A 12,456-nucleotide genomic window follows, 5' to 3' on the forward strand; every position below is an offset into this window, starting at 1 on the left:
CGTCGTCGCGTCACCGCCACTGCGGTGACACCGGAGGTCTGCCCGCGCCCGGTGGCCCACCCGTGCCGTCCCCTGGCCCCCTCGTGCCAAGTCCCCGTCAGCGGTCGGGCAGCTGCACGGTCAGCGTGAGCCCGGCGTCACTGGAGTCCCAGGCGACGTGCCCCCCGAGGTCGTGCGCGTGCCGCTGCACCGACCACAGGCCCAGCCCGGTCAGGTCGACCGGCGGGGCATCCCCGCGCAGGTACTGCACGACCCGGTCGGGCTGCACGACGTCCTGGGTGACGGCGAGGCGGACCCAGCCGGCGCGGCAGGTCACGACGAGCAGCACCGGGGCGCCGTCGCCGTGCCGGTGGGCGTTCTCCAGCAGGTTCGTGAGGATGCGCTGCACCCGTGCGTCGCCGACGGTGACGTCGCAGGCACAGTCCTGCACCGCGACCGTGAGCCGGTCGGCCGGCAGGCCGGCGGCGGCCGCCGACGCACGGAGGACGTCGCCGAGCAGCCGCCGGGACGGGCCGCGCCGCACGGCGCCGCCGCTGGCGTCGGCCGTGCGCAGCATCGAGGACAGGTGCGCGGTCTGCGCGCGGGCCAGGTCCAGCAGCTCACCGCGCTCGGGGCCGGGGTCGGGGGCGGCGCGGTCCAGCATGCGCAGCACGGCCTCGAGGGCGGCCAGCGGGCTGCGCATGTCGTGGCACATCGCCCGCAGCAGCGCGCTCTCGGGGGTGGGCGGGGACTCCTGCCCGGGCCGCGGGCCGCGGGCGGCGCGGGCCAGGTGGACGCGGAGCACGCGGGCGAGGTCGGTGAGCAGTCCGCCGGATCGGTCGGTGACGGGGGTGTCGGGGGCCAGGGTCACGGGCACCTCCAGGGGTGCGCTCGGTCAGCTCCGCCGGGTGCGACGGGCCGGACGAGGAGGGTCGTGGGGTCGACCGACGCCGGAGCTGGGCGCCAGGCTGGTGGGCAGCAGAGCCACGTGGACGTGGTCGTCGTCGACGACCACCCGTTGTTCAGCCGGGGGCTGTCGCTGCTGCTGCCGGGGGTGAGCGAGGGCCGGGTGCGCGTCGTCGCCACCACCGACGACGCCTCGGCGGCCGCCGCGCTGGTGCGCCGGCACCACGCCGACGTCGCCGTCGTCGACCTGCACATGCCGCCTCCGGGCGGCGTGCGGGCGATCGCGGCGATCCGCCGGGCCGATCCGATGGTGCGGGTCGTGGCCCTCTCCGGGCTGGCCGAGGCCGATGCCGCGCTGGAGGCGCTGCGCGCCGGGGCGGCCGGCTTCCTGCCCAAGACCGCCGATCCCGAGACGCTGGTCCGGCCCCTGCTGGCGGTGCTCGACGGCTGGTCGGTGGTGCCGGAGTCCCTGCTGCGCCAGCTGCTGGAGGAGGCCGCCCCGGCCGGCGAGCAGAGCGTCGCCGACCGCCTGACCAGCGACGAGCGGCGGCTGTGGCGGCTCGTGGCCGACGGCACGAGCACCGTCGACATCGCCACGACCCTGCACGTGTCCGAGCGCACCGCCAAGCGGCTGGTGGCCGCGCTGCTGCGCAGTCTCGGGGTGGCCACCCGCGTCGAGGCGGCGGCGCTCGCCGGACGCGCCGGTCTGGGGAAGGGGACCGGCGGACCCGGCTGAGCGGCGGACGTGCCGCGGAGCGGTCGTCATCGCGGGCAGCTACCCGGCCGGGAGATCGACACGCTCCGGTTCCGCTGAACTGGCCCCGAGGGGCCAGCACCGGTCAGCCGGCCGGGACCGGTCCCCCGCTGCCGGACGCGGTGGCCCACGGACCCGACGCCGCCTCGGTGAACCGCCCGACGTCGGCCGCCGCCACGTCCACCGCCGCGTAGCCGCCGGTTCCGGCGCCGACGCAGGCGACGACGGTGGCCAGCCCCGCCCGCCGCTGGACGACGCTCTGCCGGACCTGCCAGCCGACGACGGCGCGCCGCTGCAGCACCGCCTGCTCGCGCACCAGCAGCCCGCTGCGCACGCTGAACGACCGCGGGCCGACGGCGTGGCCGAGCGCCGCGTAGCGCCCCAGCCCCAGCGGCACGCCCAGGACGGTGAGGACGATCCCGGCGGCCAGCAGCCCCCACCAGCCGGTGGCCGCGGTGAGCACCGCCCCGGCCGCCGTCACCAGCACGCCGGAGCCCACCGCGCGGACCAGCTGCCGGCGGCGGGCGGCCGGCGGGTGCGCCACCAGCGGGCCCGGGTCCTCGGCCAGCACGCGCAGCAGCCGGACGGCCTCCGTCCGCGGCCCCAGCGGCAGCAGCTGCCCCCGCCGGTTGGCCGCCCCCAGGCCGGTCACCAGTGCGTTGACGCGGGCGGCGCGCACCAGGCGCATGCCCAGGCCCTCCACCAGCGTCCCGCCGCGGACGCGGTCGACCTCGAGCTCGGTGTGCCGGTGGGTGACCAGCCCGCGGACGGCGACCAGCGAGCCCCCGCGGCGCACCAGCCGGAAGCCCCAGTTGACCACCGCCGCGCCGAGCACCGCGCCGAGGGCGAGCAGCAGCAGCGCGACGACGACGCTGACGGCCAGGACGCGCGCGTCGCTGAGGTCGGGGCCGGTCAGGTCCGGACGCAGCTCGCGGGGCAGCTCCTGCAGCAGCCGGGACAGCGCGCCGACCCCGGCCAGGGGCACCGCGAGGTAGCCGGCCACCAGGGGCGCGTAGAGCAGCCAGCGCGGCCGGAACCGGGCCAGCTCCACCTCGGCCGGGGTCTCCTCCGGCAGCGGCGGGGCGAGCGGGTCCGGCCCGCCGCCCGCCGTCCGGCGGTGGGTGAGGACGGAGGCCCGCAGCCGGTCGCCCTCCGCGCGCGGGACGCCGTCGACGACGACCTCCTCGTCACCGCCGGTGCTCGACCCGGCGGCGGCGTCGACGCGCACGCGGACCAGGCCGAAGAGCCGGTGCAGCGCCGGGGCCTCGACCTCGACACCGCGGATGCGGTCGTTGGGCACCGTCCGCACCGAGCGGGCGAGCAGACCGCGGGTGACCACGACCGCCGCCGGGGTGTCGACGTAGGTGGTGCGCCACCACGACAGCGCGGCGAACAGCAGCGACAGCGCCGTCACCACGACGACGAGGGCCACGGCCACCCCGGGACCGTCGGGCCCGACCGCGGCGACGACCGGGATGGCCGCGGGCACCACCTGCCGCGCCTGCCGGAAGGTCACGGTGTGCACGAGCACGATGCGGGGGGAGCTGCGGCGGGGCGCGGACGGCGGCGCGCCCACGGACGCCGGCACCGGGACGGCCGGCGGCGGGGCTCCGGGGACGGTCACGTGGCCTCGTCGCGGACCTGCTCGGCCCGGCGGGCGAGGTCGTCGGCCACCCGCTCGGCGACGGCGACCTCCAGGTGCGGCACCCGGACGGTGCCCTGCGAGGAGGCGGTGAGCACCGCGACGCTGGCCAGGCCGTAGAGCTGCTGCAGGACGCCGCGAGTGACGTCGACGGTCTGGATCCGCGCGACCGGCACCAGCGTCCACGTGCGGGTCAGCCAGCCGGTGAGGGCGTGCACCGTCTCGGCGGTGACCTCCCAGCGGTGCACCCGGTAGCGCACCCACGGCCGGACGCCGATGGCCAGCACCGCGTAGACGGCGAGCAGCACGGGCAGCAGCCACCGCAGCACCGGCACCGGGCCGCCGACCCACGACGGCACGGCCAGCACCACGACCGCCACGAGCGCGCCGTAGACCAGCGTGCCGACCACGCCCTCGGTGACCCACAGCCAGATGGCCGAGCGGGACACCGACCAGGCCGGCTCGCGGACCGGAGGTGCAGCAGGAGCGGACATCGCCGCCCATCCTCCCAGGCGGCGCAGGGGGTGGCGCGGACCTGCGGGGCTGCGAGGATGGGGTGCGTGATGCCGCAGCAGGTCCCGACCGTGCCCGCCGCCGAGGTGCCCGAGGACGCCGTGCTCCTCGACGTCCGCGAGGACGGGGAGTGGGTCGCCGGCCACGCCGAGAGCGCCACCCACATCCCGATGGGCGACGTGCCGGCCCGCCTCGACGACGTCCCCGAGGGCGACCCGGTCTACGTCGTCTGCCGCAGCGGCGGCCGCTCGGCGCGGGTGACCGCCTGGCTCAACCAGAACGGCTACGACGCGGTGAACGTCGGCGGCGGGATGGGGGAGTGGGAGGCGGCCGGCCGGCCGCTGGTGAGCGAGACCGGCGCGCCCCCGACCGTCGTCTGACGCCGGCGGCGGGGGTGACCGCTACGCCGCCGCGCACGAGCTCCACCGCGTAGGCGGGCCAGAACGTCCCGGCCGCCGGGCCGCCGTTGCACGGGCCGTCGGACTCGCCGGGCCGCTTCACCCAGAGGTAGGCGTCGAGCCGCGGCTGCCCGGTCGAGCCCGTGGGGCGCTGTCCGACGGCGCACCCGGGTGGGTTGCACCAGTCGCTGCCCGGGCCGTTGCCGTTGCGGCTGGTGTCGACGACGAAGTGGACGCCGCCCGGCAGGGACGACAGCTGCTGGCCGTAGGTCACGTTGCTCGCCGTCGTCTGGGTGTTCGAGACGTTGAGCGCGAACCCGTCCGCGCCGGTCACGCCGGCCGCGCGCAGCCGCTCGGCCATCGTGGCGGCGTCGATCCAGGTGGGGTTGCCCGCGTCGAGGTGGGTGTGCGTCCCGGGGTTGCGCTCGAGCGTCTCGACGGCGGAGCGCAGCATCGCCGTCCGCCCGGCCGGGTCGCTGCAGAGCATGGCGAGCGCGTCGGGCTCGACGACCACGACCACCTCGGCGGTGCCGATGCCGTCGGCGATGCCCTGCACCCACCGGGCGTACTCGGCAGCGGAGCCGGCACCGCCGGCGGAGTACCAGCCGCAGTCACGGTCGGGGTGTCGTACGCGACGAGGACCGGCACGTGGCCGCCCGCGCGGGCCTCGGCGACGACCCCGCGCACCGTCGCGGTGACGTCGCCGCTCCAGGACCCCAGCCAGGTGGCGGTGGGCACACCGGCCAGCTCCTGCAGCAGGGCGGCGTCCTCCGGGCTGGTGCCCGGCTGCACCGCGGCCTCCGCGGCGCCGGTGTTGACGCCGTGGAAGGTGTCCCCCGCGAGGGGGCTGTCCGTCGCCGGGGTGGTGGGCTTCGTGGTGGGCGCCGTGGTGGGCGCCGGCCGGCGGGACCGCACCGGCAGCGCCGCGCTGGCCGCGGCCTCCTCGGTCAGGAGCTGTGCGGAGCCCGGTCCGGTGGCGGACACGTCGGGGGCGGCCACGGACGGGGCGACCAGCCCGGCGCCGAGCACCGCGGCGGCCACGCCGGAGGTCCACAGCCACCGCCGGCCGGTCCGGTGGCGGCCCGGAGCGCGCCGGCGGGACCCGTGTCCGCACGGCGGACCGGCCGGTCGGGCGGGTCGCTCACCGGGCAGGGCGGATGCCATGCACGGAAAGTTGCCGAGCCTCTGCGGTGTGTCAGGGCTCCTTCAGGAGAGCGCGCGTGTCGTCCCCGCGGGCGGGCAGGCACCGGACCGTCCGCGGGGACGACCGCCGGTGCTCAGCTCGAGGGCGCGTAGTCCGCGAACCGGTCGCGCAGGTCCTTCTTCGAGAACTTGCCGACGCTGGTCTTGGGCACCTCGTCGATGAACTCGACCGCGTCGGGCATCCACCACTTGGCCACCAGCGGGCGCAGGTGCTCGAGGATGTCCTCCTGCGTCGCCGTCTGGCCCTCCTTGAGCACGACGCACGCCAGCGGGCGCTCGTCCCACTTGGGGTGCGGGATGCCCACGACGGCGGCCTCCTTCACCGCCGGGTGGCTCATGATCGCGTTCTCCAGGTCGACCGAGGAGATCCACTCACCGCCGGACTTGATCAGGTCCTTGGTGCGGTCGGCGATCCGGATGTTGCCGTCGGGGGACATCGCGGCGACGTCGCCGGTCTTCATCCAGCCGTCCGGCGTCGTCAGCTCCACCCCCGCGTCGGGGTTGTAGTACGCCGCGGCGCACCACGGGCCGCGCACCTGCAGCTCGCCGGTGGCCTTGTCGTCCCAGGGCTGCGGCTCGAGGGTGTCGGCGTCGACGATGCGGGCCTCCACGCCGAGGAACGGGATGCCGGCCCGGGCCCGCCAGGCGGCCTTGGTCTCGTCGTCGGCGTCGTCGAAGGCGCGGGACAGGACGCCGGAGGAGGCCACCGGGTGGGTCTCGGTCATGCCCCAGGCCTGCAGGATCGGCAGCCCGACCTGCTCCCGGTAGGCCTCCGACAGCGCCTTGGGCACCGCCGAGCCACCGCAGCCGATCTCGCGCAGCTTGTGCGGCCGGCCGGCCAGGTGCGGCAGCACCCCCTGCCAGATGGTGGGGACGCCGGCGGTGAAGGTGACGCCCTCCTCGACGATCAGGTCGGCGAGCGCCTTGGGCTGCATCATCGAGGCCGGCATGATCATGGCCGCGCCGGAGGCCGGGCCGGCGTGCGCGAGACCCCAGGCGTTGGCGTGGAACATCGGCACGACCGGCATCGCGGCGTCCCGGACGCTGAGCCCGAACGCGTTGGGCGACATCACGCCCATCGTGTGCAGGTAGGTCGAGCGGTGGGAGTAGACGACGCCCTTGGGGTTGCCGGTCGTGCCGCTCGTGTAGCACATGTAGGCCGCCGAGCCCTCGTCGGTGACGTGGAAGTCGACCGGCTGCGCGTCGGCCAGCAGCGTCTCGTAGTCGAGGACCCGCGGGTCGTCGGGGATCTCGGTGTCGCCACCGTCGTCCATCACGACGACGTGCTGGACGGTCTTCATGGTGTCGATCAGCGGCCACAGCAGGTGCAGGACCGTGCGGTCGACGAAGACGACCTCGTCCTCGGCGTGGTTGGCGATGTAGGTCAGCTGCTCGGGGAACAGCCGGATGTTGAGCGTGTGCACCACGCGGCCGGTGCACGGGCCGGCGAAGTACAGCTCCAGGTGCCGCTGGCTGTTCCACCCGAAGGTGCCGATCCGGCCGTCGGCGGAGATCCCGAGGGTGTCGAAGACGCCACCGAGCCGCCGGGTCCGCTCGGCCCACTCGGCGTAGGTGGACCGGCTCCGGCCGGCCGGGCCGTCGGTGACGATCGGGACGTGGCCGTGGTGCTGCTCGGCGTGCCGGAAGATCGTGTCGATGGTGAGGGGGACGTCCTGCATCAACCCGCGCATGGCCGCATCGTGCCAGTGACCGTGCTCACCCTCCACCGGGGAGCGCGCCGCTCCGGCTCCCGCAGGGCGGCGGCCCGCTCCCGGGTGACGGCCGCTACCGGGTCAGGACGACGGGCAGCTCGGCCAGGCCGCGGATGACGAACTCCGGACGGCGCCGCGCCGGGCGGGCGAGCTCGATCGACGACGCACACCGCAGCAGCGCGGTGAAGGAGGCCTGCAGCTCGACGCGGGCCAGCGGTGCACCGATGCAGAAGTGCACGCCCGCCCCGAACGAGATGTGCGCGTTCTCGGCCCGGCCGACGTCGAGGGTGTCGGGGCCGGCGAAGACGGCGGGGTCGCGGTTGGCGCTGCCGAGCAGGGCGGCCACCTTCTGCCCCTCGCACACGGTGACGCCGCCCACCTCGACGTCTGCGGTGGCCGTGCGCTCGAACAGCTGCAGCGGGGAGTCGAAGCGCATCAGCTCCTCGACCGCGGTCGGCAGCAACCCCGGGTCCGCGCGGAGGCGGGCCAGCTGGTCGGGGTGCTCCAGCAGCGCCAGCAGGCCGTTGCCGCTGACGTTGACCGTCGCCTCGTGCCCGGCGTTGAGCAGCAGGACGCAGGTGGTGACCAGCTCGTCCTCGGTCAGCCGGTCGCCCTCGGCGTCGCGCACCTGCACGAGGTGGGAGAGCAGGTCCTCGCCGGAGGCCCGCCGGCGCTCGGCGGCCAGCGCGCGCAGGTGGGCGACGAACTCGGCGGCCGCGCGCTCGGCGGCGTCCTCGACCTCCGCCGTCCGGCCGTACTCGTACATCTTCACGATCGCGTTGGACCACGGCCGCAGCAGCGGCCGGTCGGCCTCCGGCACGCCCAGCAGCTCGGCGATGACGCCCACCGGCAGCTGCTCGGCCATCCCGGACAGGACGTCGACCGGTTCGGTGCCGCCGGAGCGCTCCACCAGACCGTCGGCCAGCTCCCGCGCGTAGTCCTCCACCCAGGGTCGCAGCCGCTCGACGTGCCCGCGGGCGAAGGCGGCGCTCACCAGCCGGCGCAGCCGGGTGTGGTCGGGCGGCTCCATCTCCAGCAGCGCGTTGCGGTGGACCAGGTTGAACGCGTCGAACCGCTCGGCGGGCTCCCGGTCCCGCCAGATCCGCCCCAGCCGCCGGTCGCGCAGGACGGCGTTGCTCTCCGCGTGGGTGAACGCCAGCCACAGGCCCAGGCCCTCGTGCCACTGCACCGGGGCGACCGTGCGCGCGGCGGCGAAGGCCGGGTAGGGGTCGGCGACGACGGCCGGGTCGGTGAGGTCGAGCGGTCCCACGGCGGCACCCTAGTCAAAGGACCCCCGTCCCCCTCCCGCCTCGCACGCTCGGCGCGAGCCTCTGGACGGGGGCCGCCCGTGGCCCCCACCGCTCGCAGGCTCGCGGCGGGGCCCTGTCAGGGGGCCGTTCCAGCACCTCACGCGCTCGCGGCGGGAGGCCGTGCGGGGCCGCTTAGCCTTGGGCCCATGGCCCGAACCGCGACCCGCCGCCCCGCGTCCGCCGCCGCCGACGGCGGGATCAACCCCAAAGCCCCCTGCCCGTGCGGCTCGGGCCGCCGGTACAAGCACTGCCACGGCTCGGGCTACGCGCCTCCGGTCACCCGCCCGTTCGAGGGCCTGCCGGGCGAGCCGGACTGGGTGGCGCTGCGTGAGCTGGTGCCCGCCGCGACCGCGCCGCTGCGGACGGCGGACGGCCAGGAGGTGACACTGGCCAGCGTGCTGCCCGGGGGCGCTCCCGCCCTCGTGCGCAGCAACGGCGAGATCCTGCTCGGCGTCCAGCTGCAGACCTCGTCCGACGACGTCAGCCGCGACATCGGCACCGCGCTGGCCGCGGCGCTGGAGTCCCCGGCGGGCGCGCCGGTGGACCCCGGCCCGATCGGCGCCGCTGGCTCGGCCGGCCCGCGGCTGCAGGAGCTGCTCGACCTCTCGGCGCCGCTCGAGGTGACCGTGCACGAGGACTTCGGGTTCTGGCTGGAGGGCACCGACGCCGGTGCGGCCGCCCGGGCGGGTCTGGAGCGGGCGAACGAGGCGGTGCTGCCCACCGAGCGGCTCGAGGGGCTCGGGGCGGCCTACTGGGTGCGGCCCGGCCACGAGCGGGCGCACCTGCGCTGGGTGCGCCCGGAGGCCGAGGAGCCGCTGCTCGACGCGCTGGCCCGGCTCTCGGCGTCCGAGCAGCTGCTGCTCGGGGAGGGCACCCGGTACGCCGGGGCCTTCCGTGCCCACGGGCTGGTCGTGCCGGTGTGGGACCTGCCCGCCGACACCTCCGCCGCCGAGTGGACCGGCCCGGCCACCGAGTTCGGCGCCAGGCTCGAGCAGGCGCTGGCGGTGACCGGCCCGCTGAGCGCCGACGAGCGCCGCGCCCGCGCCGGCCTGCTCTCCCGCCAGGTCACGCTGCGCTGAGGCGGGGGCCCACCTGCCCGACGGGCCGGCGGACCCCTCCCCGTCGCTCCTTCGTGCTCTGCCCACGGTGGTGGGCAGAGCTCGAAGGAGTACGGCACACCTGTCCGGCCGCTCCTCGTGCTCTGCCCACGGTGGTGGGCAGAGCACGACGGCGCTCCGGAGGTCCCCACACGGGCGGCCGACGCCGTACCTTGCCCCGCCGTGTCGACGGTGGAGATCGGGAAGCCGCAGGAGGGGCGGGGACGGCGGCGCGGCGAGCGACGGCCGCCCCACGACGGTCCGGAGGCGGGCGCGCCGCCGCTGAGCTGGGCCCGCCGGTTCACCCCGCTGGGCGTCGGCCGCCGCCGCGTGCGCCTGCAGGTGTCGGGCGGCCGGCTGGCCGTCGTCCGCACCGGCCCGCTGGGCGGTGAGCGGCTGGTGGTCGAGGCCCCGCTGGCCGAGTTCCACAGCCTCGCGCCGTCCCGGGGTGGCCGCGGCCTGCACCTGTGGCACCGCGAGCGGCTGTTCCGGTTCACCGGGCGGTCGACCGCCGACACCGGCGGCGGCAGCAACGACGTCACCACCTCCGGCGACGACCCGATCAGCGGGCTGATCGCGCTGGTCCTGCTCCCGGTGTACCTGTTCGCGGCGCTGGCGGCGTACACGGAGAAGCTGGGGTCCGAGCGCGCGGGCGTGGCGACGACGCTGCGCCGGCTCGGCCCGGTGGTCGGCCCGCCGCCGCCCGGGCTGACCGTGCGCCCGCCCCTGCCCGGCGGGTGGCTCACGGCGGCGCGCTGGCTGCTGCGCCTGGCCGTCCTCGCCGCGCTGGGCGGCGCGACGGTCCTCCTGGCGCGGTGACCGGGGTCAGAGCGGGTCGCGCCACACCGGGCAGGACATGCACCGCGGGCCGCCGCGGCCGCTGCCGAGCTCCGACCCCGGGATCCGCACCACCTCGATGCCGGCCGCCTCGAGCGCGGCGTTGGTGACGGTGTTGCGCTCGTAGGCCACGGCCAGCCGCGGGGCCAGCGCCAGGGTGTTGTTGCCGTCGTCCCACTGCTCGCGCTCCGCGGTCACCGGGTCCAGGCCGGTGTCGATCACCCGCAGCCGGTCGATGCCCATCGCGGCGGCCGCGGCGATGACGAACGGCCGCGGCCCGGAGACGGTGAGCTCGACGGTGTCGGCGTCGTCCGGGAGCTCGTCGCCGGCGGTGACCGTCCAGGCGACCAGGGAGTCCGCGACCGCCGGGTACATCACCATGGCGTCGACGTCGACCATCGTCGCGATCGTGTCCAGATGCATGGTCGCCCGCTCCTGCGCGATCGGGACGACGAGCACCGTGTGCGCCAGGCCGCGGGCGAACACCCGGCGGGCCAGCCGCTCGGCGCCGCCCGGCGTCGTCCGCTCGCCGACCCCCACGGCCAGCACGCCGGGGCCGAGCAGCAGGACGTCGCCACCCTCCAGGTGCTCGAGCGAGGCGTCGTAGAGCTGGCCGGTGCCGGCGAAGCGCGGGTGGTGGGTGGCCACGGCCCGGGTGATCGTGCTCTCCCGGTGCCGCGCGGGCATGGCCAGCGACGTGATCGCCACCTGGTCGCCCACCCACACCGAGGAGTCGCGGGTGAACAGCAGGTTGGGCAGCGGCGGGACGACGAAGTCACCGCGGTCCATGAGCCGGTAGGCCAGCCCGCGCCCGCCGCGCAGCTCGTCGTGCGCCAGGCCGGCCATGAGCGTGGTGGCGAGGTCGCGCGGTGCCAGCCCGGACAGGTGCGCCACCGCGGCGCGCTGCAGGGTGGCGCCCAGCCGCGGGTCGTCGACGGCGGCGGCCACCAGCTCCTCGCGCGCCTCGGGCCGGGCGAGGACCTCGGTGAGCAGCGCGTCGAGGTAGAGCACCTCGACGCCGCGGCCGGTCAGCTCGGCGGCGAACGCGTCGTGCTCCTCCTGCGCGCGGGCCACCCACGGCACGCCGTCGAAGAGCAGCTGGTCGTTGTTGCGCGGGGTGAGCCGGCGCAGCTCCGCGCCCGGGCGGTGCAGGAGGACCGTCCGCAGCCGCCCGACCTCGCTGGTCGCGCCGAGGGGCCGGGGGGTCATGCCACCGGAGGCTGGCACAGCGCGGTGCCCGCTGCCGGTCGGGACCACCCGATCGGGCCTGGCTATCGTCCGGGACCGGGGCCGGCCGAGGACCCCGCCGTCCCCCACGACGCTCCTGGAGGCCCCGCGTGGACCTGTTCGACCTCACCGGCAAGGTCGCCGTCGTCACCGGCGGCACCCGCGGCATCGGCCTGATGATGGCCCGCGGCCTGCTGCAGGCCGGGGCCTCGGTCTACGTCTCCTCGCGCAAGGCCGACGCCGGTGAGCAGGCCGCCGCCGAGCTGTCGTCGTTCGGCCGCGTGGCGTCGATCCCCGCCGACGTCAGCACCGAGGCCGAGTGCGTGCGGCTGGCCGAGGAGGTGGGCCGGCGCGAGGAGCGGGTGCACGTGCTGGTCAACAACGCCGGCGCCACCTGGGGGGAGCCGTTCGAGACCTTCCCGGCCTCGGCGTGGGACAAGGTGCTCGACCTCAACGTCAAGGCGCCCTTCTTCCTCACCCGCGCGATGCTCCCGCTGCTGGAGGCGGCGGCCAGCGACGACGACCCGGCGCGGGTGGTCAACGTGGGCAGCATCGACGGCCTGCACGTGCCGCAGCTGCCCACCTACTCGTACTCCTCGAGCAAGGCCGCGGTGCACCAGCTCACCCGGCACCTGGCCAAGGAGCTCGGGCCCAGGCGGATCACCGTCAACGCCGTCGCCCCGGGGCCGTTCGAGTCCAAGATGATGGCCGCCACGCTGGCCGCGCGCGGCGACGAGATCGCCGCCAGCTCGCCGCTGGGCCGCATCGGCCGTCCCGACGACATGGCCGGCGTCGTCGTCTACCTGGCCAGCCGGGCCGGCGCCTACGTCACCGGCGCGGTCATCCCCGTCGACGGCGGGCGCGCCACGACCCTCTGA

At 76.5% G+C, this 12,456-nt stretch carries 12 protein-coding genes; 5 read left to right on the plus strand and 7 right to left on the minus strand.

Translation table 11 applies throughout. The features are described 5' to 3' along the window. Positions 1-97: 97 nt before the first annotated feature. Positions 98-850 carry a sensor histidine kinase gene (locus tag ACWIZO_RS07940; protein WP_448641951.1) on the minus strand — a complete coding sequence of 251 codons (753 nt, stop codon included), beginning with the start codon at positions 848-850 and terminating at the stop codon, positions 98-100. Positions 851-967: 117 nt separating this feature from the next. Between ACWIZO_RS07940 and ACWIZO_RS07945 the strand changes: the two genes are divergently transcribed. Next, a complete protein-coding gene (locus ACWIZO_RS07945) occupies positions 968-1,621 on the plus strand; it encodes a response regulator (protein WP_448641952.1) in 654 nt (217 codons plus the stop codon). 103 nt (positions 1,622-1,724) lie between these two features. On the opposite strand, the gene ACWIZO_RS07950 is transcribed toward ACWIZO_RS07945, so the two are convergent. Both ACWIZO_RS07950 and ACWIZO_RS07955 read right to left on the minus strand, forming a co-directional pair. Then, entirely contained in the window at positions 1,725-3,263 is a 1,539-nt protein-coding gene (locus ACWIZO_RS07950; protein WP_448641953.1) for a PH domain-containing protein, read from the minus strand. Then, a complete protein-coding gene (locus tag ACWIZO_RS07955) occupies positions 3,260-3,775 on the minus strand; it encodes a PH domain-containing protein (protein ID WP_448641954.1) in 516 nt (171 codons plus the stop codon). The genes ACWIZO_RS07950 and ACWIZO_RS07955 overlap by 4 nt, the downstream gene beginning before the upstream one ends. Before the next feature lie 69 nt (positions 3,776-3,844). On the opposite strand from ACWIZO_RS07955, the gene ACWIZO_RS07960 reads away from it, so the two are divergent. Then, positions 3,845-4,174, plus strand: coding sequence for a rhodanese-like domain-containing protein (locus ACWIZO_RS07960; RefSeq protein ID WP_448641955.1), 330 nt, complete (start codon positions 3,845-3,847; stop codon positions 4,172-4,174). Here the strand turns inward: ACWIZO_RS07960 and ACWIZO_RS07965 are convergent. The 3 genes from ACWIZO_RS07965 to ACWIZO_RS07975 all read right to left on the minus strand — a co-directional run bounded on the left by ACWIZO_RS07965 (position 4,065) and on the right by ACWIZO_RS07975 (position 8,377). Further along, on the minus strand, positions 4,065-5,306 hold the full coding sequence (locus tag ACWIZO_RS07965; protein ID WP_448641956.1) for a glycoside hydrolase family 6 protein: 1,242 nt from the start codon (positions 5,304-5,306) through the stop codon (positions 4,065-4,067). The genes ACWIZO_RS07960 and ACWIZO_RS07965 overlap by 110 nt on opposite strands. A gap of 163 nt (positions 5,307-5,469) precedes the next feature. Further along, on the minus strand, positions 5,470-7,086 hold the full coding sequence (locus ACWIZO_RS07970; protein WP_446758206.1) for a long-chain fatty acid--CoA ligase: 1,617 nt from the start codon (positions 7,084-7,086) through the stop codon (positions 5,470-5,472). Between the two features lie 94 nt (positions 7,087-7,180). Continuing rightward, complete coding sequence (locus ACWIZO_RS07975) at positions 7,181-8,377, minus strand: cytochrome P450 (protein ID WP_448641957.1); 1,197 nt, start codon at positions 8,375-8,377, stop codon at positions 7,181-7,183. Between the two features lie 186 nt (positions 8,378-8,563). Between ACWIZO_RS07975 and ACWIZO_RS07980 the strand changes: the two genes are divergently transcribed. Next, positions 8,564-9,496, plus strand: a complete 933-nt coding sequence (locus tag ACWIZO_RS07980) for a DUF5926 family protein (protein WP_448641958.1) — start codon at positions 8,564-8,566, stop codon at positions 9,494-9,496. A 201-nt stretch (positions 9,497-9,697) separates the two neighbouring features. Further along, a complete protein-coding gene (locus ACWIZO_RS07985) occupies positions 9,698-10,333 on the plus strand; it encodes a hypothetical protein (protein WP_448641959.1) in 636 nt (211 codons plus the stop codon). 6 nt (positions 10,334-10,339) lie between these two features. On the opposite strand, the gene ACWIZO_RS07990 is transcribed toward ACWIZO_RS07985, so the two are convergent. Continuing rightward, positions 10,340-11,560: an arginine deiminase gene (locus ACWIZO_RS07990; RefSeq protein ID WP_448641960.1), complete on the minus strand. Its 1,221-nt coding sequence runs from the start codon at positions 11,558-11,560 to the stop codon at positions 10,340-10,342. 128 nt (positions 11,561-11,688) lie between these two features. Here ACWIZO_RS07990 and ACWIZO_RS07995 point away from each other — a divergent pair, with 128 nt between their 5' ends. Continuing rightward, a complete protein-coding gene (locus ACWIZO_RS07995; RefSeq protein WP_448641961.1) occupies positions 11,689-12,456 on the plus strand; it encodes an SDR family oxidoreductase in 768 nt (255 codons plus the stop codon).

Source organism: Geodermatophilus sp. URMC 63, from assembly GCF_053502565.1.